At 49.4% G+C, this 25,371-nt stretch carries 24 protein-coding genes; 23 read left to right on the top strand and 1 reads right to left on the bottom strand.

The window, feature by feature from the left end; genetic code table 11:
- Positions 1-157: 157 nt before the first annotated feature.
- Positions 158-1,645: a recombinase family protein gene (locus ACJA3I_RS07905; protein WP_458862068.1), complete on the bottom strand. Its 1,488-nt coding sequence runs from the start codon at positions 1,643-1,645 to the stop codon at positions 158-160.
- A gap of 76 nt (positions 1,646-1,721) precedes the next feature.
- On the opposite strand from ACJA3I_RS07905, the gene ACJA3I_RS07900 reads away from it, so the two are divergent.
- The 23 genes from ACJA3I_RS07900 (at position 1,722) to ACJA3I_RS07790 (ending at position 25,272) form a co-directional block, all read left to right on the top strand.
- On the top strand, positions 1,722-1,925 hold the full coding sequence (locus ACJA3I_RS07900) for a hypothetical protein (protein ID WP_458862067.1): 204 nt from the start codon (positions 1,722-1,724) through the stop codon (positions 1,923-1,925).
- Positions 1,926-2,036: 111 nt separating this feature from the next.
- The gene (gene lon, locus ACJA3I_RS07895) at positions 2,037-4,451 is read left to right on the top strand and encodes an endopeptidase La (protein WP_458862066.1); all 2,415 of its coding nucleotides are present in this window, start codon (positions 2,037-2,039) and stop codon (positions 4,449-4,451) included.
- A 16-nt stretch (positions 4,452-4,467) separates the two neighbouring features.
- Positions 4,468-5,076 carry a ribosome biogenesis GTP-binding protein YihA/YsxC gene (yihA, locus tag ACJA3I_RS07890; RefSeq protein ID WP_458862065.1) on the top strand — a complete coding sequence of 203 codons (609 nt, stop codon included), beginning with the start codon at positions 4,468-4,470 and terminating at the stop codon, positions 5,074-5,076.
- Between the two features lie 3 nt (positions 5,077-5,079).
- Positions 5,080-6,378 carry a diaminopimelate decarboxylase gene (gene lysA, locus ACJA3I_RS07885; RefSeq protein WP_458862064.1) on the top strand — a complete coding sequence of 433 codons (1,299 nt, stop codon included), beginning with the start codon at positions 5,080-5,082 and terminating at the stop codon, positions 6,376-6,378.
- 75 nt (positions 6,379-6,453) lie between these two features.
- Positions 6,454-7,047 (top strand): site-2 protease family protein, encoded by a 594-nt coding sequence (locus ACJA3I_RS07880; RefSeq protein ID WP_458862063.1) that lies wholly within the window; start codon positions 6,454-6,456, stop codon positions 7,045-7,047.
- 4 nt (positions 7,048-7,051) lie between these two features.
- Positions 7,052-7,762 carry a segregation and condensation protein A gene (locus tag ACJA3I_RS07875; RefSeq protein ID WP_458862062.1) on the top strand — a complete coding sequence of 237 codons (711 nt, stop codon included), beginning with the start codon at positions 7,052-7,054 and terminating at the stop codon, positions 7,760-7,762.
- A gap of 1 nt (position 7,763) precedes the next feature.
- Positions 7,764-8,354, top strand: coding sequence for an SMC-Scp complex subunit ScpB (scpB, locus tag ACJA3I_RS07870; protein WP_458862061.1), 591 nt, complete (start codon positions 7,764-7,766; stop codon positions 8,352-8,354).
- Positions 8,351-9,100 (top strand): DUF2953 domain-containing protein, encoded by a 750-nt coding sequence (locus ACJA3I_RS07865; RefSeq protein ID WP_458862060.1) that lies wholly within the window; start codon positions 8,351-8,353, stop codon positions 9,098-9,100. The genes scpB and ACJA3I_RS07865 overlap by 4 nt, the downstream gene beginning before the upstream one ends.
- 2 nt (positions 9,101-9,102) lie before the next feature.
- On the top strand, positions 9,103-9,477 hold the full coding sequence (gene ytfJ / locus ACJA3I_RS07860; RefSeq protein WP_458862059.1) for a GerW family sporulation protein: 375 nt from the start codon (positions 9,103-9,105) through the stop codon (positions 9,475-9,477).
- A 54-nt stretch (positions 9,478-9,531) separates the two neighbouring features.
- Positions 9,532-10,620 carry a D-alanyl-D-alanine carboxypeptidase family protein gene (locus ACJA3I_RS07855; protein ID WP_458862058.1) on the top strand — a complete coding sequence of 363 codons (1,089 nt, stop codon included), beginning with the start codon at positions 9,532-9,534 and terminating at the stop codon, positions 10,618-10,620.
- A gap of 23 nt (positions 10,621-10,643) precedes the next feature.
- Positions 10,644-11,357, top strand: a complete 714-nt coding sequence (locus tag ACJA3I_RS07850; RefSeq protein ID WP_458862057.1) for a pseudouridine synthase — start codon at positions 10,644-10,646, stop codon at positions 11,355-11,357.
- 65 nt (positions 11,358-11,422) lie between these two features.
- Positions 11,423-12,277 (top strand): MurR/RpiR family transcriptional regulator, encoded by an 855-nt coding sequence (locus ACJA3I_RS07845; protein ID WP_458862056.1) that lies wholly within the window; start codon positions 11,423-11,425, stop codon positions 12,275-12,277.
- Positions 12,277-13,530, top strand: coding sequence for a BaiN/RdsA family NAD(P)/FAD-dependent oxidoreductase (locus ACJA3I_RS07840; RefSeq protein ID WP_458862055.1), 1,254 nt, complete (start codon positions 12,277-12,279; stop codon positions 13,528-13,530). The genes ACJA3I_RS07845 and ACJA3I_RS07840 overlap by 1 nt, the downstream gene beginning before the upstream one ends.
- Positions 13,527-14,213: a (d)CMP kinase gene (gene cmk, locus ACJA3I_RS07835; protein ID WP_458862054.1), complete on the top strand. Its 687-nt coding sequence runs from the start codon at positions 13,527-13,529 to the stop codon at positions 14,211-14,213. The genes ACJA3I_RS07840 and cmk overlap by 4 nt, the downstream gene beginning before the upstream one ends.
- Positions 14,203-14,787 (top strand): lysophospholipid acyltransferase family protein, encoded by a 585-nt coding sequence (locus tag ACJA3I_RS07830; RefSeq protein ID WP_458862053.1) that lies wholly within the window; start codon positions 14,203-14,205, stop codon positions 14,785-14,787. Before cmk ends, ACJA3I_RS07830 begins: the two co-directional genes overlap by 11 nt.
- Positions 14,784-16,733: a bifunctional 4-hydroxy-3-methylbut-2-enyl diphosphate reductase/30S ribosomal protein S1 gene (locus ACJA3I_RS07825; RefSeq protein WP_458862052.1), complete on the top strand. Its 1,950-nt coding sequence runs from the start codon at positions 14,784-14,786 to the stop codon at positions 16,731-16,733. The genes ACJA3I_RS07830 and ACJA3I_RS07825 overlap by 4 nt, the downstream gene beginning before the upstream one ends.
- 120 nt (positions 16,734-16,853) lie before the next feature.
- Positions 16,854-17,573, top strand: a complete 720-nt coding sequence (gene yunB, locus ACJA3I_RS07820) for a sporulation protein YunB (protein ID WP_458862051.1) — start codon at positions 16,854-16,856, stop codon at positions 17,571-17,573.
- Positions 17,574-17,590: 17 nt separating this feature from the next.
- Positions 17,591-19,573, top strand: a complete 1,983-nt coding sequence (ligA, locus tag ACJA3I_RS07815; RefSeq protein ID WP_458862050.1) for an NAD-dependent DNA ligase LigA — start codon at positions 17,591-17,593, stop codon at positions 19,571-19,573.
- Positions 19,574-19,927: 354 nt separating this feature from the next.
- On the top strand, positions 19,928-20,623 hold the full coding sequence (locus ACJA3I_RS07810; RefSeq protein WP_458862049.1) for a 2-phosphosulfolactate phosphatase: 696 nt from the start codon (positions 19,928-19,930) through the stop codon (positions 20,621-20,623).
- A gap of 55 nt (positions 20,624-20,678) precedes the next feature.
- Positions 20,679-21,410, top strand: a complete 732-nt coding sequence (locus ACJA3I_RS07805; protein WP_458862048.1) for an N-acetylmuramoyl-L-alanine amidase — start codon at positions 20,679-20,681, stop codon at positions 21,408-21,410.
- 16 nt (positions 21,411-21,426) lie between these two features.
- A complete protein-coding gene (gene radA, locus ACJA3I_RS07800) occupies positions 21,427-22,785 on the top strand; it encodes a DNA repair protein RadA (protein WP_458862047.1) in 1,359 nt (452 codons plus the stop codon).
- Between the two features lie 265 nt (positions 22,786-23,050).
- The gene (locus ACJA3I_RS07795) at positions 23,051-24,085 is read left to right on the top strand and encodes an efflux RND transporter periplasmic adaptor subunit (RefSeq protein WP_458862046.1); all 1,035 of its coding nucleotides are present in this window, start codon (positions 23,051-23,053) and stop codon (positions 24,083-24,085) included.
- A complete protein-coding gene (locus tag ACJA3I_RS07790; protein ID WP_458862045.1) occupies positions 24,082-25,272 on the top strand; it encodes an ABC transporter permease in 1,191 nt (396 codons plus the stop codon). The genes ACJA3I_RS07795 and ACJA3I_RS07790 overlap by 4 nt, the downstream gene beginning before the upstream one ends.
- Positions 25,273-25,371: the final 99 nt, after the last annotated feature.

Here is a 25,371-nt window from a genome sequence, read left to right as displayed (position 1 = left end):
CTTTGTTAAAGGGGATCGGTTCAACATCGATGAAGGACCATAACAGTTCAGCTGTGCGTGCTTTTACAGAGATGGCCGTATCGAGAATGGCCTGTGAGGTGCGTGTTAAGTAAACGCGCAGGTCTTGCAGGCATTCTTTATCACGGGTGGATGCGCTTTATAAGAAATGATCGTGCAGCACAATGCGAAGCGTGACGGGGGAATGCAGCGGCTGAGATTGTGGGCTGTCATATTCGATATGAGAAAGAAAACACCGCAGCAGCTCATTCTTTTTTGCGGCGTCTTTTTCGGCACCGATCAGATCATAAAGGGTGAAAGCCCGCGGCCGCTGTTGAGATTCCCGCCGGTTTTCTTTGCATTTTTCAATATTTTCTGTCAGCAGCGCTTCACGCCGGGCAAGTTCTGCGGATCTTTCTTCAAAAACAGAAGGGTCGTAAATGCCTTGCTCCAAAAGCTCGAACAGCCGCTGCCGTTGTTTGCGCAGCATGTCATATTCCTGGCATAGGGCGGGAAGCAAGCTTTCTTCTTCTTGGTCTTGTTTGCTTTTAACGCATTCCCACGCTTCCAGATAGGGCTTCAAAGCGAAAAGCAGGGCGCTTTCAAAGGCCTCGCGCGAAAGGCCGTGTGAACAACCGGCGGTGGGGCATCGAAGCTGTTCTTCAATGCCCTTGGCCGGCTGATGCCGGCGCTGCATTTTCTGCCCGCAGTTTGCGCAGAGCAAAAGGCCGCTGTAGGGATTTTGCCGCTGCCTGCCGGCGGTGGAAGGCTGAGATCTTTCGGCCAGCCTGCGCTGAACGCAAAAAAACAATTCTTCATCGACCAGCGGCGGGTGACAGCGCTCTTTGGTGATCCATTCCGCCGGGTCTCTTGAAAGATATCGGATGGATTCTTCCTTGGTATGCGGTTTTAAGGTTCGCTTGCGGCCATAAACGATTTTGCCCAGATAAACGGGGTTGCGCAGCATTTTGCCGATGGTGCTGCGGTTCCACTGCATGCCTTTTTTGGGCGGGATGCCGCTGCGATCCAGCCAGCCGGCAATGGCCTGCATCCCCAGATGATGCTTGCCATAAAGCGTAAAAATTTGCTGCAAAACCGGCGCGTTCACCGGATGAGGCGCCAGGGTCGAGCGCTTGTCGCGGCGGATGCGCTGATAACCGAAAGGAACTTCGCCCATGTGCCCGCCGTTTTGAACCGCCTGCAATGTGCCGCGCGTCATGCGTCTGCGAATCATTTTATATTCCTGCCGCGCCATAAAGGCCTCAAACTCGGTATAGGTTTCATCCAGATCATCGTTCAGGTCATATCGCCGCTGTGGGGTGATGATCTGCACCTGATACCGTTTAAGCGTTTCAAAAATGATTCCCTGCGAAGTCATATCTCCGCGCCCCAGACGATCGATATCCATGCATAAAATGGCTTGCGGCGCCGTTTCGTTTGTGTTTTCGGTCTGTGCGATCTCTGAAAGCAGCGAGAGCATTTGCGGGCGCAGATATAAATTTTCGCCGCTGACGATCTCTTCAAAGATTTTGATGATCTGCAGATCGTTTGCCATGGCGAATTCTTCAAGCTTTTGGCGGTGTTTGCTCAGCGCATCGGGGTCATTCTCTTCTGAGCGCGATTTTCTGAGATACTCAAAAACCTTCATATCAAAACCTCCAATCGAGCTTTCGTTTTTGGCAAGAAATTGAAAAAATATCATAGCTATCTGTTGAGGTGATTTTATGGAAACAGATAGAAACGCAGACAGCTGTTTCACTTTTTGCGCCGAAGACGGAACCGCTTTCCGCATTTTTCTGGAAAGCGGTTCGGAAGAGAACAAAGAAGAGATCGCCCGGCGGCTTTCGGCCGCCGCCGGCGGAGAATGGAAATATCGAATCGAAAAGAAAGATTCATCTTTTATTCATCGGCGAAAGAGTTGTGAATAGCGATAAAATGTAGTATAATATCTAAAATAATGCCCAATAAAATGGATCATTTAAGATGAAAACACTTGCATTCAAAAACAGGTGTTTTTAGATAAGATAAGGAGTTTATGCATGCAGAGCACCGAAAACACAACAACTGAAAGCAAAATCTTGCTGCCTTTACGCGGTCTGACAGTATTTCCGGGGATGGTTTCTCATTTTGATGTGGGCCGCCCCAAATCAGTGAAAGCTTTAGAACTGGCGATGGCCCGCGGTGAAGCGGTTTTTCTGGTCACGCAGAAAGATGTTAAGGTTGAAGAGCCCAAACTGAACGATTTGTTCAAAATCGGCACTACCGCAAAAATCAAACAGATTCTAAAAATTCACGGCGATGTTTTTCGCGTTTTGGTGGAAGGGCAGCAAAGGGCAGAGCTGCTGGAGCTGAAACAAAGCGAGCCCTATTTCATGGGCGAAATTTCTTTCGTTGAAGAAACAGCTGAAAGCAAGTTCACAAAGCGCGATGAAGCGCTGCTGCGCAACTTGCAGGAACTGTTTTTAGAATATGTTGAGCTGATTCCAAAAATGAACAGCGATGTTGTTCTCAATGTGATGGAAGCAAGCGATCTTGGCTATGCCGCCGACTATGTTGCCCAGAACACAGGGCTGAAATATGGCGACAAACAGCAGATATTGGAAGAATTAAACCCTCGCAGGCGCATTGCGGCATTGGTAAAGCTTTTAAGCGCCGAAATCGAGATCTTGAAGCTGGAAGAAGATATTCAAAACAGGGTTCGTTCACAGATGGATAAGAATCAGAAAGATTATTACCTGCGTGAGCAGATCCGCGTTATCAATGAAGAACTGGGCGAAGACGACGACCCTTCCTCGGAAGCACAGCGCTATATGGATCAGATCGTGGCGCTGCATCTGCCTGAAGAATGTGAGAAAAAGCTGCTGAAAGAAGCGGGAAGATTGGGCAAGCTTCAGCCGTTCTCACCCGAAAGCGGCGTTGTGCGTACTTATTTGGATACCTGCCTGGAGCTGCCGTGGAATACCTATACAAAAGAAAACGGCAGCATCAAAAAGGCGGAAACCATTTTGAACAGCCAGCATTACGGCATGCAGAAGGTGAAAGAGCGCATTTTAGAGCTTTTTGCCGTGAAAGAAATGGTGGGCGGCATCAAGGGGCAGATCATTTGCCTGGTGGGCCCTCCGGGCGTCGGCAAAACTTCTATTGCCCATTCCGTTGCCGAAGCGCTGGGCAGAAATTATGCCCGGCTTTCGTTGGGCGGTGTGCGCGATGAAGCGGATATCCGCGGCCATCGCAAAACCTATATCGGCGCTATGCCCGGGCGCATCATTACGGCGCTGAAACAGGCGGGCAGCCGCAACGCTTTAATCTTAGTGGATGAAATCGATAAAATGGCCAGCGATTTTCGCGGCGATCCGGCGGCGGCCTTATTAGAAGTCTTCGACAGCGAACAGAATTATTCTTTCCGCGATCACTTTATCGAGTTGCCTTTCGATTTGAGCGATGTGCTGTTTTTGACCACGGCGAACACTCTTGATTCCATTCCCCGCCCTCTGCTTGACCGCATGGAGATCATTGAACTGCCGGGTTACACCGAAGAAGAAAAAGTGCAGATCGCAAAACGGCATTTGATGCCCAAACAGCTGAAAAAGCATGGTCTGACCCCTGCGCAGCTGAAAGTGCCCGAAAGCGTTTTGCGCTATATCATCAAATATTACACAAAAGAAGCCGGCGTTCGAACTTTAGAGCGCCAGATCGCCCATCTTTGCCGCAAGGCCGACCGCATGATCGTTTCGAAACAAAAAGAAACGGTTTCTGTCACCACGGGAAATGTTTCTGAATTTTTGGGCATTATTCGATATAAAGAAGAAACTTACAGCCACCAGAACGAAGTGGGCGTGGTCAATGGGCTGGCGTGGACAAGCGTCGGCGGTGAAATTCTTCAGGTCGAAGTGAATGTGATGGATGGCAGCGGAAAACTTGAACTTACAGGCAACCTTGGCGATGTGATGAAAGAATCCGCGCGGGCGGCCATGAGTTATATCCGCAGCAAGGCGGAACTTTTAGGCATTGATAAAGACTTTTATAAAACAAAAGATATCCATATCCATTTCCCTGAAGGAGCAATCCCGAAAGATGGCCCTTCCGCCGGCATTACAACGGCCACAGCGCTGATTTCCGCGTTGACAGGCGTTCCGATGCCCGGTGATATCGCCATGACGGGCGAGATCACCCTGCGCGGCCGGGTGCTGCCCATCGGCGGTTTGAAAGAAAAAACAATGGCGGCTTACAGCGCCGGGATGAAAACGGTTTTGGTTCCTTATGACAACGAGGCGGATCTCAGCGAGATCGACCCGATCGTCGCGAAAAAACTGACATTTATTTGCGTGCGCCATATGGATGAAGTACTGATGCACACTTTAGGCAAAAACGCAGCCCGGATAAAAGAAGATTCACGGGATGCATCCCAAATGGAGCAGAAGATTTCAGCTTTGGCTTTGAACCTTCAACAATAGCAGAAAGAGGTTATTTATGAGATTAAATCAGGCAACTTTTGTGCGTTCCGCAGCGCAGGTAAGCGATTTCCCGCGGGATGCTCTGCCCAGGATCATTTTTGCGGGGCGATCGAATGTTGGCAAATCTTCCACCATCAATAATATCGTTCAGCGGAAAAATTTTGCCCGCGTGAGCTCCATGCCGGGCAAAACCGTTTTCGTCAATCTTTTCAGAATCGATGAAGAGGCATGGTTTGTGGATCTGCCCGGATATGGCTATGCTAAAGTTTCACAAAAAGAAAAAGATCGGTTTTCTCAGCTGATCGAAGCATATATGGCGGAAGACCGCGATGAAATAGCAAAAGCCTATCTGATCGTCGATCTGCGCCACCAGCCCACCCGTGATGACCAGATGATGCTTGAATGGTTCCGCGCCTATGGCGTTCCCGTGACCGTGGTGGCCAATAAAGCGGATAAGCTGAAAAAAAGCGAGATCGAAACACAGATGACCCTCTGCCGCCAAACTTTGGCGCTTCGGCCGGATGAGCTGTGCATTGCGTATTCCGCCGAAAAGGGAACGGGGCGGGAAGAACTTGCCCGCGATATTCTGGAAGCCGTTCAGCAATATGAAAGAAGGAATCAATAGTCAATGGGCGATTATGAACAGTTTTCTTTGGATGAAGAAGGCGGACTTGCCATTTCCGGGGTGAGCGTGAAAAAAATGGCGCAAAAATATGGCACGCCGCTTTATTTGATGGATGAAGAGACCATCCGTATCAATTGCCGCAGATATATGGAAGTAATGCGCCGCAATTTCGGCGAAAATTTCGCGGTGGCTTATGCCAGCAAAGCGTTTTGCGCCAAGGCGATCTACCCGATCCTGGCGCAGGAAGGTTTGCACGCCGATGTGGTTTCTGCCGGCGAGCTTTACACAGCCTTATCCGGCGGCTTTTTGGCGGAGCATCTTCATTTTCACGGCAACAATAAAACAGAAGAAGAAATTCGCCTGGCCGTTGAAAACGGCGTCTATTCTTTTATCGCCGACAGCATGGAAGAACTGGATGTGCTTCAGACCGTTGCGGATAAATATCAGAAAACGCTGCGGATCGCGCTGCGGATCAAACCCGGCGTAGATGCGCATACCCACGAATTCATTCAGACAGGCAAGATCGACAGCAAATTCGGTTTTGCATATGAAACAGGGGAAGCACTTGAAGCAATCAAGAAAGTGGATAGCTGTAAAGATTTAAAACTTTACGGTATCCATTGCCATATCGGTTCACAGATCTTTTTAACAGAGCCTTATCTATGCGCAGTGCGCGTGATGATGAAATTTATGGATGAGATCCGCACCGCTGTGGGATATCCGCCGCAGGAACTGAATCTCGGCGGCGGCTTTGGGGTTGCTTTGGAAAAAACAGACCGGCCCACCCCGCCAGAAGAGATCATCGATTCCATTGCCGCCTGCATCCGTGAAGAAGCAAAAAAATATGATCTGCCGCTTCCGTTCATCACCATTGAACCGGGGCGTTCGATCGTGGGGCCTGCGGGCATAACGGTTTATACCGTAGGGAATGTAAAGCAAATCCCTGATACACGCACTTATGTGGCTATTGACGGCGGCATGACGGATAACCCCCGCTATGCGCTTTATGGCGCGTCTTATGAACTGACCCGCGTTTCCGGCGCCAACGAACCGCGCAGCGAAAAAATCACGCTGGCCGGCAAATGCTGTGAAAGCGGCGACCTGATCACAAAAGATTCCATGCTTCAGCCGGTTTCCAAGGGTGATCTGGTTGCGGTTTTTGCCACGGGGGCCTATAATTACTCTATGGCATCCAATTATAACAAACTTCGCCGCCCGCCTGTGGTGTTTGTGCGCCGCGGGGAAGACCGCCCGGTGGTTCGGCGCGAAAGCTTTGACCAGTTGATTCAAAATGATCTTTAAGGGGGAGATGTTATTTTATTCGGTCGTTCGCTGAAAGAATATCTCATCATCATTCCGGCGGCCCTGCTGGCCATCATGTTCCATGAGCTGGCCCATGGGTTTGTTGCGTGGCAGCTGGGGGATAACACCGCCAAACAAGCGGGCAGGTTAACTTTTAACCCCATCGCCCATTTGGATATCATGGGCGTTCTCTGCATGGTGATCGCCGGCGTGGGCTGGGCGAAACCGGTTCCCGTGAATCCTTCGAATTTTCGCATGAAAAACAGAAAAGTGGGTATGGCCATTACTGCCTTTGCAGGGCCGCTTGCCAATATCCTGCTTTCGTTTCTGCTGCTGTTTATCGCGGTGGGGCTGCTGAATTTTGCCCCCCAGACAGCGATTATATCGGCCTTATCCACTTTCATGATTATCACCGCGCGGCTGAGCGTGGGGCTGGGCGTTTTCAACCTGATCCCCATTCCGCCGTTAGATGGTTCCAAAATTCTTCAAATCATCGTGCCCAACCGCTATGTTTATAAAATGTATCAATATGAGCCCTATTTTCAGGCGGGCCTTTTGATTTTGATCTTTTTGGGCGCTTTAGATGGCGTGCTGCTCAGCGCGCAGTCTGTTGTGATGAACGGGATTTTGAGCGCCATCCAGTCGATCTATGGCCTTTGGATCGGTTGATGCCATGATGCAGGTTACTTATCATCTGGAACAGTTTGACGGGCCGCTGGATCTGCTGCTGCACCTGATCTCGAAAAATAAGATCAATATCTACGATATCCCGATCTCGGAAATTCTGGAACAATATCTGGAACAGATCCGCGAAATGGAATCGCTGAATCTGGAAGTCGCCAGTGATTTTATCGCCATGGCGGCTCAGCTTATGTATATCAAATCAAAAATGCTTTTGCCTGTTTATGAAGAAGAGGAAGAAGCAGACCCTCGTGAACAACTGGTGGCCGCCCTGTTGGAATATCAAAAATATAAACGCATCAGCGGCATTTTAGAGCACCGCAGTGAACTGGGGTGTGATCTTTACACAAAGCCGCCGGAACTGTTGCCCTTTCAAAAAGTCACTTATGATTATCAACCCGATGTTCTGGCACGCGCTTTAGAAGCCATGTTGAGCCGCTTTTCTCAAAAAGAACCACCGCCGCTTCGACTGTTCAGCGGCGTTGTGGGCCACGAACCTGTACCCGTATCGGCAAAAATCGAACGCATTATTCAGCAGCTGGCAAAATATCATTCCGCCGATTTTGAACAGCTGGTGATGGAATGCAAAAGCCGTTCAGAAGTTGTTTCGCTGTTTTTGGCGGTGCTGGAACTTTCCAAAGCACATAAACTGCAAATTATAGAAGAGAAAGACGGATATTTACTATCGCTTGCAGGAGAATAAAATGGAGCAAAACGAATTACAATATGCATTAGAGGCTGCCCTTTTTGCGGCAGGGGAACCTGTTGGCACAGACAAGCTCTGCGCCGTTTTGGAAGCTGACGAAACGCAGCTTCTTCAGGCGGCGGAACAATTGGCGGATGATTATGATTATCAGCGGCGCGGAATCAAACTGGTTCGGCTGGAAGATAAGCTGCAATTATGCACGCGTGCGGAATATGCGGAACCGGTAAGGCGGCTGTTGGAAACCAACCGGACCGCATCGCTTTCGCAATCTGCTTTAGAGGTTTTGGCCATCATTGCTTATCAGCAGCCCACCACGCGCGTTTATGTGGAGCAGATCCGCGGAGTTGACAGCAGTTATACCGTGCGCAGCCTTTGCCAAAAAGGCTTGATTCGTGAATGCGGAAAGCTGGATGCCCCGGGCAGACCTACGCTTTATTGCACGACCGATGATTTTCTCAGATCGTTTGGCCTTTCAAAAATTACCGAACTTCCTCCGTTTGAAGAATTTTCTTCCGACATGATGGAACAGCTTTCTTTTGCAACCGCAGAGGGACAGACTTCAACTGTTTTAAAGGAGAGTTCTTTGTGATCAAAATTCTGCTGCTTATTCTCGGCGGTTTGCTGGCGTTTGTGATATTGCTGCTTTTGCTGGTTCTGTTTCTTCCCGCGTCTGTCAGGCTGTGCCTGCGCGGTGAAGATTTTTCATGCCGGATCGGCCTTGGCCCGATATCTTTTCAGATTTGGCCGCTTAAGCAAAAAAAGCCGCGCAAGCAGAAGAAAAAACAGCGAGAACACAAAGAAGAGAAAAGAGCGCCCGATCCGCCGCAGGCGGAGAAAACCGCGCCGCAAGCCCCTAAGGCAGAGGCGGCGCCTCAAAAAGAACCCACAGCCCAGAAAAAGCCTCCATCCAAAAACAGGGCTTCAAAAAATCCATTGAAAAAAGGGCTGCAAGGCATCTCTTTTTCCGATATTACGCCCGCGCAGTGGATGGATTATCTTCATCTGGCGGTGGAAGCAATGGGCAGGATCTGCCGCGCCATCGTAATCAGGCGGTTTAAGGTTCATTTTACCATTGCAACCGAAGATGCGGCCAAAACGGCGATGCTTTTCGGCGCATCTGCCGCGGCGGTGAATCTCACGCTTCCGTGGGTCGAAGAGCGTATCCGCATCAAGAAAAAGGATGTTTTCGTTCAGGCGGCCTTCGATCAGACGAAGCCTTATATTGAAGCAGATATTCTTGTCACCGCGATCCTTTTTAAGTTTTTGATCGCGGGGCTTCGCATTTTTAAGAAATTCAAGATCCTTCAATCACAAAATAACAGTAAGGCGGTGTAAAAATGAGCAATCAAATCAGTGATGTTATGAATGAGACCATGTCGAAGATCAAAGAACTGATCGATGTGAATACCGTGGTGGGCAACCCCATTGAAACTCCGGATGGCGTTACGCTGATCCCCGTTTCCAGAGTGACCTTCGGGTTCGCTTCAGGCGGTTCCGATGGCAAAAACCCGGCCCCCGATAAAGCGCCGGTTCGCTTTGGCGCGGGCAGCGGCGCAGGCGTTACGGTCAATCCCGTGGCGTTTATCGTGATCAGCAACGGCAACGCGAGAATGCTTTATGTGGATCCGCCGGCCAATTCCACGGTCGATCGCCTGATCGATCTGGTGCCCGATGTGATCGATAAATTCAAATCGCCCAAAGATTCCGAATAGTAGGCATATAAGACGAGCCCTTCTCCGTATACTTTTGCGGAGGAGGTGTTCGTTGTGAAAAAACGCAGGTTGGCTGCTTTTTTGCTTTGCTGTTTTTTGATGCACTCCATGAATGTATCGGCCCTCGAACTTCGTGTTTCCGCCCATGCGGCGGCGCTTTATGAACCGATGACAGGCCAGTTCCTTTATGAATATAACGGCGATCAAAAACTGCCCATGGCCAGCACGACCAAAATCATGACGGCTTTGATCGCCATGGAAACGCTTTCCCTCGACCGTGAGATAACGGTCAAGCCCGAATGGGTGGGGATCGAGGGTTCTTCCATGTATCTGAAAAAAGGGGAGACCTTAAAAGTTTCTGATCTGCTGTATGGTTTATTATTGATGAGCGGGAATGACGCGGCCGTGGCGCTGGCTTGCCTTTGCAGCGGAAGCGAGCCCGCTTTTGTTGCGGAAATGAACGCTTATGCTTTGAAATTGGGCCTTAAAAACACCCATTTCGAAAGCGCCAGCGGTTTGGATGGCGACAGTCACTATTCCACCGCCGAAGATATGGCAAAGCTTGCGGCTTACGCCATGGAGCAAAAGCCTTTTTATGACATCGTTTCAACCGAAAAAATCACCATCGCCGGAAGATGGATGAACAACCATAACAAGCTGCTTCGTTTATGCGAAGGAGTTTGCGGCGTTAAAACGGGGTTCACCAAAAAAGCAGGCAGATGCCTGGTTTCCGCCTGCGAACGGCAGGGGCGGCGCCTGATCTTTGTAACGCTGAATGCCCCGGATGATTGGAGCGACCATCAAAACGCCTATGAACTGTTTTTCAAAGATTGCAGCGCTCAAATCCTTTCTTTGCCGGGGGTGCAGGCCGAGCTTGCCGTTGCTTCCGGGGGAAAGGTCGCCGTCTATTCCAATGAAGAATATTCCCTTGCTTTGCATGAGGAAGAACGCAGAAACATAAAGACCGCCATATGCGGCGACCGTATCGTCTATGGCCCGGTGAAGGCCGGCCGGCTTTACGGTGTGAAAAAAATCATTTTAAACGATCAGATCATTGCCGAAATTCCGCTTTATTTTTCGCAAAGCGTTTCCAAAGAAGCGCCGGATTCCTTTTGGCAGCGGTTGGTTCGGATATTTTGCTAAACCATAAGAAAGAGGATCTCTCAGTGAAAGAACGATTACATAAAGTCATTGCCCAGCGCGGCTTTTGTTCGCGCCGCGCGGCGGAAAAATATATTGCCGAAGGAAAAGTGACCGTTGATGGGAAGATGGCGCAGATCGGCGATGTTGTTGAAGCCGAAACCGCGGTGATCACGGTTTGCGGAACGCCTGTTTTGGCGGCACAGGAAAAAATGCGCTATATCATGCTGCATAAACCGCGCGGCGTGGTGACCACCGTGAAAGATGAACAGAACAGGCCCACGGTGATGGGGCTGATAGCAGATGTGGAAGAGCGTGTTTATCCCGTCGGCCGGCTGGATATGTATTCGGAAGGGCTGCTGCTGCTGACAAACGACGGCGAACTGGCCAACCGTTTAACGCATCCTTCCCACGAAATCTATAAAGAATATCTGCTGCGCATCCGCGCGCCGAAAGAGATCGATCCTGTGGCCGCGCTCTCTGCGCCGATGCAGCTGGATGGGAGGGCTCTGGCCCCTGCCATGGTCAAAAAGATCCGCGATGAAGGCGAAGATGTGCTGCTTTCAGTGAAGATCAGAGAAGGCAGAAACCGCCAGATTCGAAGAATGTGCGAACAATATGATTTCACGGTGAAAACTTTAAAACGCATCGCTGTCGGCAAACTGAAGCTGGATCGGCTGCCCTGCGGAAAATGGCGCAATTTAGAAACAGACGAGATCGACTATCTCAAATCTTTATAACTCTAAAAGATATAAAATATGCCGTATATGCCGTTTCGGTGGGCAGGATCAACGGGGAATTGGGTATGAAAAGAATTAACGACGCGATCAATGAATCCTTTGGCAAATTTACGAAAAACCAAAAGGTTTTATCGGAATTTATTTTGAACCATTGCGAGAAAGCCGCTTTCATGACAGCCGCCGAAGTGGCGGCGGCCTCTGGAGTGAGCCAATCAACAGTGGTGCGGTTTGCCGCGGCGCTGGGTTATGAAAGCTTTTCGGAATTTCATGATTCGTTGAAAAACGAACTGAAATATCGCATCACCGCTTTGGAAAAATTTGAACTGCTGAACGACAGCGTTCCGGATTCTTCCGTTTTTGAAAATCTGGCGTCGACGGATATCATGAATATCAAAAAGACCTTGGCCGCCAACCATGCCGATGCGTTGAAAAACGCCTGCACGCGGCTTCAATTCGCTTCAAAGGTTTATTTATACGGACAAGGCCCCGCTGCTGCCGCGGCGATCTATCTGGGCTCTTATCTGCGCACACTGCTGAACAATGTGTGCATCGTCAATCTTTCCTGCGATGATCCGCTTTGCACCATCGGCACCATCGGCGGAAGCGATCTTTTGTTTGTGATCAGTCTGCCTCGCCACACCGATACCACCAAAGCGCTGCTCGATTACGCCCAATCGGGTGAAGCCTGCATTATCACCGTCAGTGAAGGGGCAGATTCTGAAACATCGATTTACGCCGATGTGAATTTATGCGCCGAATGCGGTGATTTTGGGGTGAACGGTTCGCTGGCCCCGCTTTTGAGCCTGCTCAATACTTTGGTATGTCTGATTATCCGTAATGATGAACGGGCAGAAAAAAAGCTGCGCCTTTTGGATGAATTGCCTCAGTTTTCCGCCTCTCGGCAAGACGGTGTTTTATAATGAAAAAAATTATTGTGATAGGCGGCGGCGCTGCCGGGATGATGGCCGCAATTTCAGCGGCGGAAGACCCTCAAAACGAGATAACGATTTTAGAGCGCAACACGGTTTTGGGCTGGAAATTGAATATCACCGGCAAGGGCCGCTGTAATGTAACAAACGATTGCGATGTGGAAACGCTTTTGGCCAATGTGCCGCGCAACGCTAAATTTTTATACAGCGCTTTTCATGCTTTTTCGGCGCAGGATGCAAAAAGCTTTTTTGAACAGTTGGGCGTTCCGCTGAAAACCGAACGGGGACAGCGCGTGTTTCCCGTTTCCGATCATGCCAAGGATATCAGCGGTGCGCTGAAAAATAAGCTTCACAAAGATCATATCGCTGTTATGCAGGGCTGCGCCGCAAAAATAGAAACAAAAGACGGCGCGGTGAGCGGGGTCACCTGCACAGACGGCCGGTTTCTGGCGGCCGACCGCGTGATTTTGGCCACAGGCGGCCTTTCTTATCCGCGAACGGGTTCCGATGGCATCGGCTTGAAAATGGCTGTTCAGGCCGGCCATTCGCTGACAGAACCTGTGGCTTCGCTGATCCGCCTGAAAACCGAAGAAAGCGATCCTGCCGAATTAGAAGGGCTGGCCCTGAAAAATATCGCGGTCACTTTGCTCAGCGGAAAAAAGAAAGTCTATCAGGATTTCGGAGAGCTGGTTTTCACCGCCGATGGTGTTTCCGGCCCCGTTATTTTGAGCGGGTCCGCACATATTTGCCGCAAACTGGCTGAAACTCCTTTCCGGCTGGAGATCGATTTGAAACCCGCACTGGATGCCGAAACCCTGGATAAGCGTATTCTGCGTGATTTTGAAGAGAACATCAACCGTGATTTCATCAATGCGGTTTCTTCGCTGCTGCCCGGCAAGCTGATTCCCGTTATCATTCGAAGAAGCGGGATCGACCCGCATAAAAAGGTGAATCTGGTCACAAAAGAAGAACGCGCCGCTTTGGTGAGCGTGATAAAGGCTTACGCCTTAACTGTTTGCGCCACGGGGCCCATTGAAGAGGCGATCATCACTTCCGGCGGCATTAAAATCAAAGAGATCAACCCCAAAACGATGGAATCGAAGCTGGTTCCCGGGCTGTATTTTGCGGGTGAGATCATTGATGTGGATGCTTACACAGGGGGCTTCAACCTGCAAATCGCCTGGTCAACAGGCAGAGCAGCGGGAAAAGCACAATGTTTTGAGGATAAGGAGCAGGAATCATGAAGAACCAAACCCTTCAAATCGCGATCGACGGCCCTTCCGGCGCGGGCAAAAGCACCATGGCGCGGATGTTGGCAAAGGAACTTTCTTTTTTATATGTGGATACCGGCGCGATGTATCGTTCTATCGGTCTTTATGCTTCGCGCAGAGGCATTGAACTTTCTGAAATTCAAAAAATCCTCCCGCTGCTGAACGAAATTTCGATTCAGCTGGAATGGATCGGCGGCGCACAACACATTTTTTTATGCGGCGAAGATGTTTCGGAAGAGATTCGAACCGAGAAAATTTCACGCTATGCTTCGGCGGTTTCCGCTTTGCCGGAGGTTCGGCGGTTTCTGCTGGATCTTCAGCGGCAGCTGGCTTCGCGACATAATGTCATCATGGATGGCCGCGATATCGGCACAGTGATCCTGCCTGATGCGCAGGTGAAAATTTTTCTGACGGCTTCCCCCGAAAAAAGAGCTATGCGCCGTTATGAAGAACTTAAGGCGAAAGGCCAGACGGTCACTTATGAAGCGGTCTATCAAGATCTTTTACAGCGGGATCAGCAGGATTCCAGCCGCCAGGCAGCGCCGCTGAAAGCCGCGGAAGATGCGGTGCTGCTTTCTTCCACGGAATACACTTTGGAAGAAACTTTGACCAAAATGAAAGAAATCATCACGGAGAAATGCGGCCATGTTATATAATTTTGTGGTTAGACTGGTTGGTGTTGTTTTATGGCCGATCTATCGTTTGAAAGTGGTCGGCAGCGAAAATATTCCCAAAGGGCCGGCAGTGGTATGCGGCAATCACACGGCCAATATCGATTCCGTTATGCTGTTTTTGGCGTTCAAATTAAAAGAACGCCCTGCCGTGATCGCCAAGGCGGAACTTTTTAAAACCGCCATTGCCCGTTGGTTTTTCCCTAAAATGGGCATTTTCCCCGTACATAGAGGCAAGGCCGATCTGACGGCGATCAAAAAATCGCTTTCGGTTTTGAAAAACGGCCAAAAGCTGATTATTTTCCCCGAAGGCACTCGTGTGAAAAGCGGGGAATTGGGCGATGGGAAATCGGGCGCCGCCATGTTTGCCATGCGCACCTCTTCGCCGGTATTGCCCGTATATATTACCCCGGGCAAAAAAGCGTTCCGCGGCTGCACCGTTACCTTCGGAAAGCCGTTTTATCTGCCCAAGCCCGAAAAAGCCGATGCAGCCGCTTATAAAGAAGCCGCAGAAGTGATCATGCAGAAGATCGCCGAAACAGGGGAGAAGGCCCAATGAGTGAAATTATTTTAGCAAAGAACGCCGGTTATTGCTATGGCGTGCGCCGCGCCATCGATATGGCATCAAACGCCGCAGCCGGCCACACACCCGTTTATACGGCGGGGCCGCTCATCCACAACAAGTTCGTTGTGGAACAGCTGAAAAAGCAGGGCATTTTTTCTTGTGAACATCTTGAAGAGATCCCTCCAGGCAGCGATGTTGTGATTCGTGCCCATGGAGTGACGCAGAAAGACCTTGAACTTTTGAAAGAAAAAAATTGCAGGACCTTCGACGCCACCTGCCCCCATGTGGCGCGCATCCACCGCATTGTGGAAGAAGAAAGCAAACAGGGCAGACGCGTGCTGATCATCGGGGCGGCCAACCATCCCGAAGTGCTGGGCATCGCCGACCGCTGCGCTTCTTTTGCCATCGCCGAAACACAGGCGGAAGTGGAAGATTTTATTCAAAAAAACAGCATGGAAAATATTTCTGTAGTATCGCAAACTACTTTTAATAAAAATATTTTTGAAAATTGCATAAATCTTATAAAAAATGCTTGTAAAACCACTAAGATTTTTGATACAATATGTATTGCAACTGATGAACGCCAAAATGAGGCGCGCTCACTTGCGTCTGGATCTGACTGCGTGGTCGTGATTGGCGACAGTAGCAGCAGTAATTCTCGAAAATTGCACGATATTTGTCTTGAGGAATGTCCTGATACCGTTTTTATTGAAGACGCTTCCGGCCTGGATTATGGACATTACCGCAAAAAAGGGAGAATTACGATTACTGCCGGCGCTTCCACCCCGGATCTGATAATTAAGGAGGTATATAAGAACATGGCTGATGAAATCATCACACAGGAAGAAAATTTCGAAGAAATGCTGGAGCAATCTTTCAAAACTTTACATACAGGAGAAAAGGTAACTGGTGTCATTACTCAGATTAACGCAACTGACATCCATGTTGATTTGGGCGTGAAGCAGGCCGGCTATATTCCCACAACTGAGCTGAGCGATGATCCTACCTATGTAATCGCAGATAACATCCATATCGGCGATGAAATCGAAGCGTATGTAATGCGCGTCAACGATGTGGAAGGCACGATCATGCTTTCGAAAAAGCGTCTGGATGCCGTAAAGCATTGGGAAACCCTTGAAAAGGCTGTTGACAGCGGCGAAGTGTTTGACTGCACAGTAACCGATGTGAACAAGGGCGGCGTGATCGCCAATGTTCTGGGCATTCGCGTCTTCATCCCCGCAAGCCAGACAGGCCTGCCCCGCGAAGCCGATTTGAATCAGCTTCTCAGAACCCGCCAGAAAGTGCGCATCACAGAAGTGGCTCGTCCTCGCCGCCGTGTTGTCGGTTCGATCAAAGCACCGATGATGGAACAGCGCAAGGAAGCTGCCGCCAAGATCTGGGATAGCATCGAAGTTGGCGCAAAATATACCGGCACGGTAAAATCTTTCACCACTTACGGCGCCTTTGTTGATATCGGCGGCGTGGATGGCATGATTCATATTTCCGAACTTTCCTGGAACAGAGTAAAACATCCTTCTGATGTTCTGAAAATCGGCCAGACTGTGAATGTTTATGTCATCGCTCTGGATACCGAAAAGAAGAAGATTTCTTTGGGCTATAAGCTGGCCGAAGACAATCCTTGGACAAAGTTCGAAGCAACTCATCATGTAGGTGATGTTGTTTCGGTCAAAGTTGTTAAATTCATGCCTTTCGGCGCATTTGCCGAAGTCATGCCCGGCGTTGATGGTTTGATTCATATTTCTCAGATCGTTGCCGACAGAAGAATCGGCAAGCCGGATGAAGTGTTATCTTTGGGCGAAGTTGTCAACGCGAAGATCACCGATATCGACAACGAGAAGAAGAAGATTTCTTTGAGCATCAAAGCCCTGACAGAAGAAGCACCGGTTAACGCTGAAACAGCGGAAAACGACGCAGAATAAGAAAATTACCAAAAGCCGCCTTTCGGGGCGGCTTTTGCACTTTTTAGATTTATTTTTCATATAATGGTGATAAAGCCGAGCGCATCGAATTCCGTGGCTTAAGGGAGAATGATGTAGCCAATGAAAAAACGGCGTTATCACAAACAAAAAATCATACAGCGGTTTCATTACCGGCGTATGCAGCGATATCATCCTGTTTTTCTATGGGTGATCGCGCTTTCCATTTGCGCCACCACTTTTTTTCTGACGGCCAACCTGCGCCTGCGGCCTTTGATTTCTGAAATTGCAGAAGCCAAAGCCCGCTATATCGCCACCCGCGCGATCAATGACGCCGTCAGCGAAGAACTGGAAGAAAATTCAGAAGAATATAAAAACATCATTTTATTTGAAAAAGATGATAAGAACCAGATTTTAGCCGTTAAAACGGATATCATCAAAATCAATACCTTGAAATCGCGCGTGATCGCGCGCATTACAGATCATTTGGGGCAAGTGGAATCTTCCGTTGTTTTAATCCCCATCGGCAATTTGGTGAAAGGGGATATTTTTTATGGAAGAGGGCCGCGTATTGCGGTGAAATTGATGCCGCTGGGCAGCGCTTCCGCGAACTTTCTCAGCGTGTTCACCAACGCAGGCATCAACCAGACGCGCCACCAGATCATTATTGAGACCCATGTGGATATGAGCATGCTTCTGCCGGGCGCATCTGCCAAGGTAGAAGTTACCAGCCAGGTTTCCATCGCCGAAACGGTATTGATCGGTTCTGTTCCGGAAAGCTATACTTATATCGAAGACGCCGATGATGAGGCAACCGAAAAATATTTTAACTTGCAAAATTAAAGAATGGGAAAAATATTATGGATATTCAAAAAAGAATTGACGAACTGACGGATCAAATGATTTATCATTCTCGAAAATATTATATCGAGGATGCGCCGGAAATCACCGATTATGAATATGATCAGATGATGCAGCAGCTGCGCGCCCTCGAAAAAGAATATCCGCAGTTTGCGCGGGAAGATTCCCCCAGCAAACGCATCGGCGGGGCGCCGCTTCCCGAATTTTCAGAGGTTCGCCATGATTATCCCATGGAAAGCCTGCAGGATGTGTTTTCCTATGAAGAGCTTCGGGAATTTGACGAACGGATCAAAGGGGAATATCCGGATGCGGAATATTCCGTAGAAGTCAAAATCGACGGCCTGTCAGTCGCTTTAGATTACCGTGGGGGCAGCTTTTTTCAGGGCGCCACCCGCGGAAACGGTGTGATCGGCGAAGATATCACACAGAACCTGCGCACGATCCACGCGATCCCGTTAAAGATCGCCACCGAGTTTGAACGCCTTGTGGTGCGCGGCGAAGTGTATATGCCGACTTCTTCTTTTGAAAAGGTGAATGCTCAGCGTGAAGAAGAGGAACTGCCGCTGTTTGCAAACCCGAGAAACGCGGCGGCCGGTTCTCTGCGCCAGCTGGATCCGGCGGTCGTTGCCCGCCGCGGTTTATCCATTTTATGCTTCAACCTGCAAAACGCCGAGGAACTATCATTCGAGCGTCATTCCGAAACCTTTGCCTATTTAAGAAAAATGGGCTTTCCCGTGGTGGCACCATCGCTTCTTACCAATAAGATGGAAGAGATCATCGGCTTTATTGAAGAAGTGGGCAACACTCGCGATTCGTTAAGCTTTGGCATCGATGGCATCGTGATCAAAGTCGATCAGCTTCGTTATCGTGATGCGCTGGGCAGCACGGCGAAAGCCCCGCGCTGGGCGGTGGCTTATAAATATCCCCCGGAGATCAAAGAAACAAAACTGCTGGATATTACGATTCAAGTGGGAAGAACGGGCGTTCTGACCCCGAATGCGGTGCTGGAGCCTGTGCGTCTTGCGGGAACCTCGGTTTCAAGAGCCACACTGCATAACCAGGAATTTATTCGAAGCAAGGATATCCGCATCGGCGATATCGTTCGCGTAAGGAAAGCCGGTGAGATCATTCCTGAGATCGTTGGGGCGGTCATGGAGAAACGAACAGAAGAACTGCCTATTTATGAGATGCCGAAGTTTTGCCCTGTCTGCGGCGCACCTGTGACGGAAGATGACGAAGAAGCCGCCATTCGGTGCACAGGCGCGGAATGCCCTGCCCAGCTGACACGCAACATCATTCATTTCGCAACGCGCGACGCAATGGATATTGAAGGCTTGGGGCCGGCTTTGGTAAGGCTTTTGCTCGAAGCAGGGCTGATCCATTCTCAAGCCGATCTCTATACGCTGCAAGCGCAGGATGTGGCGTCTTTAAAAGGCATGGGCGAAAAATCCGCTTCCAACCTCCTGATGAAAATTGAAGCTTCCAAGCAAAACGCTCTTGAAAAATTGCTCTATGCGCTGGGAATTCGACAGGTGGGCCAGAAAACAGCAAAGCTTTTGGCGGAACATTTTCACACTATGGAAGCTTTGCAGCAGGCTGAGATCGAAGAACTGACGCAGCTGAACGATATCGGCGGGAAAACCGCCGAAAGCCTGTTTCAATGGCTGCATAGCGAGCAGGGCCGACATCTGATCCATAAACTGCAGGAAGCCGGTGTGCAGATGACCCAGCCGGATTCCAGAGTGAGCGATCTTCTGGCCGGCAAAACCTTTGTTTTGACAGGTACTTTGAGTAAATATAAGCGCAGCGAAGCTTCAAAATTGATCGAAAGCTTCGGCGGAAAAGTATCTTCTTCGGTCTCCGCTAAAACCGATTATGTGCTGGCAGGTGAAGACGCGGGCAGCAAGCTGGATAAAGCCCAAAAATTAGGCGTTTCTGTGCTTACAGAAGAAGAGTTCGCCGAAATGATCCAAAAGAGTTGATATACAGAAACGGGTGACGGTTTTTGTCATCCGTTTTTTGTTTCGGTTTTCTTATAAAGCGTTGATTCCCGTTCACGGCAGGAGTCATAAACTTTGCGGGTATGGATGCAAACAGCCTCTTTTGGCGGATGATTGCCGCACAACGGGCCCGGTGAAACCTTATCAGGCATCAGATTAACCTCCTGAAAAGTATTTGAAGTTGCCTTCAATACATGATATTCAAATATTCTTCGGCGGTGAAAAAAAGATGAGCCCGCCCCAAAAGATTCGCGGAAATTAAAACTTGACATCTCGCACAAAAAGAATACTCTATTATTGTGGATAAATTTAAATCGCTCGGAAGGAGTTTATACCATGGAAGTAACGATCCATCAATTATTGGAAGGTGCGCGCGAGGCACGGGGCGTTACCGTTGTCATCGATGTTTTTCGCGCCTATAGTGTTGAAAGCTATGCTTTTGCCCAGGGGATGAAGCGGATCTATCCCGTTGGCAGCATGGATATTGCTTATGGAATGAAAAAACAGCATCCCGATTATCTGCTTTGCGGCGAACGGGAAGGGAAGAAGCAGGAGGGCTGCGATTTTGGCAACTCGCCTTTTGAAATAGCCAAAAGCGATGTGCGCGGCAAAACAATGGTTCATACCACCAGCGCCGGAACCCAGGGGCTTGAAAATGCCGTTCATGCCGATGTTTTGCTGGCCGGCGCGCTTGTAAACGCCCGCGCCACGGCAGAATATATCAAATCGCTGAAGCCGGAGCATGTGAGCCTGGTCTGCATGGGGCTGGCCTGCCGCAGACCCACCACAGAAGATACCTTCTGCGCGGAATATATTCGATCCCTGTTGTTAGAGGAACCCTTCGATCAGCAGAAAGCCATCGAAACGATGCGTCAAACAGATGGCCGGCGCTTCTTTATTGAAGCCGACCAATCCTTTGCCCCCCGTGAGGATTTTGATCTCTGCACGATGTTCGACAGGTTTTCTTTTGCTTTGCCTGTTCAAAAGGATGAAAGCGGTCTGAAATATATCGAACCCGTTTTCGTGCCTTAAAAGCGTTCTTCTTTTTTTCTATGCGCGTATACATAGAAAAAAAGGAGGGGCCGGAATGCATTTTCGAAAAAAACATAACCCTGCCATCGGCGGAGTTCTTTTATTGCTGGTGATCGGTTTCATCGGTTTTATGGCTTATGAAAAGGGGGCTGCGCAGCAAAAACAGGCCGCTCTTGCCAGAATGTATGTTCGAAAACCACAGGTGATTCTGGATGCGGGCCACGGAGGAATGGACAGCGGCGCGGTTTCGGCGGCCGGGATCTGTGAAAAAGATCTGAATTTAGAGATCACAAACAGAATACGCGGTTTGATGAAATTTTGCGGTGTTGAAACCGTTATGACGCGCGATGATGATTCCACTTTGCTTTATGAAGAAGGGGTCTCCATTCGCAAAAACAAGCAAAATGATCTTTATGGCCGTGTGCAGGTGGCCGAAAAATATCAAGACAGCGATTTCATCAGTATCCATATGAATGAATTTGAACAAGCAAAATACAGCGGCGCACAGGTGTTTTATGGGCTGAAAAGCGGGGATTCCGAAAACTTGGCGCTGTTGATGCAGGAAGCTTTGCGTGTGGCGCTGAACCCGGGAAATAACCGCAGGGCGAAACCCGCGCCGTCTTCTATCTATATTATGCAAAAGATCACCTCGCCGGCAGTCATCGCCGAATGCGGTTTTCTTTCCAACCCGGAAGAAGCCGCTTTGTTGACCAAAGCAGATTATCAAAAAAAAGGATCCTTGGCAATCGTGTCATCTTATTTGTGCTTTTTAGCGCAGCGGACCTGACAGGAGGAAATATCGTTTGAAAAAAAAGACTGTTTATGTATGTTCCGAATGCGGATATGAAACGGCAAAATGGCTTGGAAAATGCCCTTCTTGCGGCGAGTGGAACACTTTGAGCGAGATGACTGTAAAAGAAGAAAAGAATAACGCCGCAGCCGGTTTTCTGCGCCCGCTTTCAGCTTCGGCGCCGGTTCCCATCAGCGAGATCGATCGGGATTCCGATCAGCGCATCAGCACGCAGATCGAAGAATTTGACCGTGTGCTGGGCGGCGGCGTGGTGGTAGGTTCTTTGGTGCTGGTGGCCGGCGAACCCGGCATCGGCAAATCGACCCTTCTTTTGCAGGCCTGCAAAAATCTTTCGGAACACATGGTCGTGCTTTATGTTACGGGAGAAGAATCACTGTCACAGATTCGCATGCGCGCGCAAAGGATCGGCGCAGTGAATAAAAATTTGATGGTGCTGCCCGAAACAGATCTGGAACAGATCTTTCAATCGGCCAATCAACTGAAACCGGGCGTTTTAATCATCGATTCCATCCAGACCATTCGCGGCGGCGGTGATGCTTTGCCCGGCAGTATCGCGCAGGTGAGGGAAAGCACCATGGCGTTTATGCAATATGCCAAAACCAGCGGCATTTCCACTTTTCTGGTGGGGCATGTCAATAAAGACGGCGGTATTGCGGGGCCGAAGGTTTTAGAGCATATGGTTGATACCGTGCTTTATTTTGAAGGGGAAAAATATGCGGCGCACAGAATGCTCAGGGCCGCTAAAAACCGTTTTGGCTCCACCAACGAAATCGGCATGTTTGAGATGGCTCAGGCGGGATTGATGGAAATTCAAAACCCCTCCGCCGCGCTGATCGCCGGCCGCCCGGAAGATTCCACGGGCAGCTGTATCGCCTGCACGCTGGAAGGGACAAGGCCTTTGCTGGCTGAAGTGCAGGGGCTTGTCACCAAAACGGCCTATGGGTCGGCCCGAAGAATGGCTGCCGGCATTGATTATAACCGCGCGGTGCTTTTGCTGGCTATTTTAGAAAAACGGGCGGGCCTTTTGCTGAGCAATTATGATTCTTATATCAATGTGGTGGGCGGGCTGCGCATCGATGAGCCTGCCGTCGATCTGGCCGTCGCGGTGGCTATCGCCTCAAGCTATTTGGAACGGCCGGTGAACCCTCAGACGGCCATGTTTGGCGAAATCGGCCTTTCGGGCGAGCTTCGCGCCGTTTCGGGCGCTTCTTTGCGCCTGCGCGAAATCCGCCGGCTGGGTTTTCAAAAATGTATTCTGCCGGCCGCTTGCGTAGACGGCATCGATGTTCCCGACGGCCTCGAGATCATCCCTGTGAAAACAATCAAAGAAGCGATCAAAGCTTCTTTTTGATTGGCCATTTTCAAAACAGAAGGCACAGATCGTCATTTCGAGATCTGTGCCTTCTGTTTATTTGCATTTTTTCACATAATAGGCGCAAGCCCCGCCAGGCTGACCAAAAGAAACCGCGCGCCGCAAACTGCATTCCCCTTCGGAATTATAGATGCACAGATCTTCGCTGCAAAAAATACTCAAAAATTTTCCTCCTTTTGTTTGATGCAAATATTCTGACCGAAAATATGCAAAATATAAGAACAAAACAAAAGGCGGTGTAAAAATGAAGGGAATCGTTAGTGTGCTCATCACAGGAGCATTGGTGGCGGGAATGTATTACAGCAGCCCGATATATGAACAAAGCAAGGAACATTCGGCAGAAGTATCGCTTTGCGAAAGAAGCGATATTTATCATTCTGTCAATATGAAAGGAATCGCGTGTTCGGCGAAAGAGGCGAAAGTTTACACCGATTCGTTTGCTGTGGTCGAGCAGATCTATGTTCGTCAGGGGCAGCAGGTGAAACAGGGGCAGGAACTTTTCACCATTCGTAAAGATGTAAGCCTGGATCAGGCAAGGCAGGCGGTTCAAACGGGCGCGCAGGAGCTTTTGACCATCTTGATGGAGGATGCTTCCGACGGTGAAATTTCTAAAGAAAACCAGACGCTGCTTTCAAAAGCAGTGGGCAATTTTCAGGGCACAAAAGAGACCCGGGAAGAATCCATCACCATTACAGCCCCCATCGACGGAACGGTGATGGATATTTTTTGCCGTGAGGGGGAAGCTGCTTCACCTTTTGTGCCCTGCATCGGGCTTGCGGATCTTTCAAAAATGCAGGTCAAAGCACAGGTGAGCGAAGATAATCTGTCAAAATTAAAGAATGGTCATCAGGCCACCATCACTTTTGATGCGCTGCCGAATCAGCAGTTTTACGGAACAATCGATTCGATTGCGCCTTATGCAAAAGCGGGCTCTGTCTTATTGCAGCAACAGGAAGTGAAAACCGAGGTGGTTATCGCCGTTGATAACACCCAAAATCTGCTTCGGCCGGGTTATTCCGCTTCCGCGCAGGTCAATGTAGATGAGCGCAATCAGGTTTTGCTGCTGCCTTATTCCAGCATTCTGCAGGATAACAACGGCAAAGAATTTGTTTTGGCGGTGGGAAAAAATCATACGGCGATAAAACTGCCGATCATCACCGGATATGAGCTTGAAAGCCAAGTGGAAGTTCTATCGGGGCTCACCGGCGAAGAATTGATCGTAAAGAATCCGAAAATCGATTTGATCGGGAAAAAACTGCGTATTCAGGTGAACGAATGAAAAATCTTGATATGTGGGCGTTGGCCTGGAAAAACGCCGTTCGCGGCAAATGGCGCACTTTTCTTTGCGCGCTTTCCATTGGGGTGGGCGTTCTTGCCGTTTATCTGATCGGCCAGGTATCATTCGGCATGAAAAATCAGGTAGAAAATGAAATAGAAAAAACAGGCATGCGTGGGGTGATGGTTTATGCCAGCGGCGAAAGCGCAAAGCTGACGGCGGAACAAATCAGAAGCTTATCCACCGATATTCCCAATGTCAGCGCGGCAATGCCGATCTATTCAAAATATGGCTCTGTGCATTTGAGAAACGAAAAAGAAAAGGCGATGATCTGGGGCATCGATGAACAGTTCCCACGGGTTTTCGGCATCGAACTGCTTCATGGGCGGCTGCCAACAAAAGCGGATGTTGCGGCAGGTTTGCCCGTGGCGGTCATCGAAGATTCTCTGGCGAAAAAAATTTACCGAAGGACCAATATTGTGGGCAAGCGCCTGCAGCTTCAGGTGGATGGCTTCAAGCAGAATTTTGAGATCATCGGCGTGATCGTTTCACAAAAAGAAGGCATCACTTCCATGATAGGCGGAGATCAGATCCCCACTTTTGTTTATGTGCCCCATCCTTCCATGGAACTGCTGGGATGCGGCAATACAACGGAACAGCTGGCGTTTTCCTGCGACGAATCGGCCGATAAAGAGGCTGTTTCGGCAATGGTCATCCACAAACTTCAATATTTGGCGCAAAACAGCACATTTTCCAGCGAAAACATCGATGGGTATATTCGAAAATTCAAATCGCTTTTAAACCTCATCACCATGGGCATCACGGCCATCGGCCTGATTACTTTGTTTGTGGGAGGCATTGGCGTTATGAACTCGATGACCTCTGCCGTTGACCGCCGCAAAAAAGAAATCGGCATTTATATGGCCATCGGCGCAGGAAAAAGAGAAATTTTATGCTGCTATTTATATGAATCCATTCTGATCTGCGCCATGGGCGGCGCGGCGGGCGGCGCTTTGGGCGTGGCCATTTTAAAAGCGATCGAAGCCATGATCGGTTTTCATCTGGGCGGGGGAATGGTGTTTTTATTGATAACGGAAGCGCTTACGGTTCTTTGCGGAATCCTTTTTGGTTTTTTGCCCGCCAGAAGAGCGGCCGTGATGAGCCCTATTGATGCCATACGCTCAGAATAAAAAAGATGATATTTTTTCGCAAATATAGTATACTATAGGAAATATTTAAAACCTTTCGCGGCAGTAAGCTTTGACGGCGCTTCTTTGAGAGCAATTCCG

It is taken from the genome of Acidaminobacterium chupaoyuni (assembly GCF_047936785.1).
GTDB lineage: Bacteria > Bacillota > Clostridia > Oscillospirales > Butyricicoccaceae > Acidaminobacterium > Acidaminobacterium chupaoyuni.
Note: the sequence above shows the minus strand (reverse complement) of the source record. Positions and strands in the feature narration are given on the sequence as shown.

Excerpts from the sequence above, each read along its gene's own strand:
- ACJA3I_RS07905 (WP_458862068.1), bottom strand. The coding sequence starts at position 1,645 with ATGAAGGTTTTTGAGTATCTCAGAAAATCGCGCTCAGAAGAGAATGAC.
- ACJA3I_RS07900 (WP_458862067.1), top strand. The coding sequence starts at position 1,722 with ATGGAAACAGATAGAAACGCAGACAGCTGTTTCACTTTTTGCGCCGAA.
- lon (WP_458862066.1), top strand. The coding sequence starts at position 2,037 with ATGCAGAGCACCGAAAACACAACAACTGAAAGCAAAATCTTGCTGCCT.
- yihA (WP_458862065.1), top strand. The coding sequence starts at position 4,468 with ATGAGATTAAATCAGGCAACTTTTGTGCGTTCCGCAGCGCAGGTAAGC.
- lysA (WP_458862064.1), top strand. The coding sequence starts at position 5,080 with ATGGGCGATTATGAACAGTTTTCTTTGGATGAAGAAGGCGGACTTGCC.
- ACJA3I_RS07880 (WP_458862063.1), top strand. The coding sequence starts at position 6,454 with ATGTTCCATGAGCTGGCCCATGGGTTTGTTGCGTGGCAGCTGGGGGAT.
- ACJA3I_RS07875 (WP_458862062.1), top strand. The coding sequence starts at position 7,052 with ATGATGCAGGTTACTTATCATCTGGAACAGTTTGACGGGCCGCTGGAT.
- scpB (WP_458862061.1), top strand. The coding sequence starts at position 7,764 with ATGGAGCAAAACGAATTACAATATGCATTAGAGGCTGCCCTTTTTGCG.
- ytfJ (WP_458862059.1), top strand. The coding sequence starts at position 9,103 with ATGAGCAATCAAATCAGTGATGTTATGAATGAGACCATGTCGAAGATC.
- ACJA3I_RS07845 (WP_458862056.1), top strand. The coding sequence starts at position 11,423 with ATGAAAAGAATTAACGACGCGATCAATGAATCCTTTGGCAAATTTACG.
- ACJA3I_RS07840 (WP_458862055.1), top strand. The coding sequence starts at position 12,277 with ATGAAAAAAATTATTGTGATAGGCGGCGGCGCTGCCGGGATGATGGCC.
- cmk (WP_458862054.1), top strand. The coding sequence starts at position 13,527 with ATGAAGAACCAAACCCTTCAAATCGCGATCGACGGCCCTTCCGGCGCG.
- ACJA3I_RS07830 (WP_458862053.1), top strand. The coding sequence starts at position 14,203 with ATGTTATATAATTTTGTGGTTAGACTGGTTGGTGTTGTTTTATGGCCG.
- ACJA3I_RS07825 (WP_458862052.1), top strand. The coding sequence starts at position 14,784 with ATGAGTGAAATTATTTTAGCAAAGAACGCCGGTTATTGCTATGGCGTG.
- yunB (WP_458862051.1), top strand. The coding sequence starts at position 16,854 with ATGAAAAAACGGCGTTATCACAAACAAAAAATCATACAGCGGTTTCAT.
- ligA (WP_458862050.1), top strand. The coding sequence starts at position 17,591 with ATGGATATTCAAAAAAGAATTGACGAACTGACGGATCAAATGATTTAT.
- ACJA3I_RS07810 (WP_458862049.1), top strand. The coding sequence starts at position 19,928 with ATGGAAGTAACGATCCATCAATTATTGGAAGGTGCGCGCGAGGCACGG.
- ACJA3I_RS07805 (WP_458862048.1), top strand. The coding sequence starts at position 20,679 with ATGCATTTTCGAAAAAAACATAACCCTGCCATCGGCGGAGTTCTTTTA.
- ACJA3I_RS07795 (WP_458862046.1), top strand. The coding sequence starts at position 23,051 with ATGAAGGGAATCGTTAGTGTGCTCATCACAGGAGCATTGGTGGCGGGA.
- ACJA3I_RS07790 (WP_458862045.1), top strand. The coding sequence starts at position 24,082 with ATGAAAAATCTTGATATGTGGGCGTTGGCCTGGAAAAACGCCGTTCGC.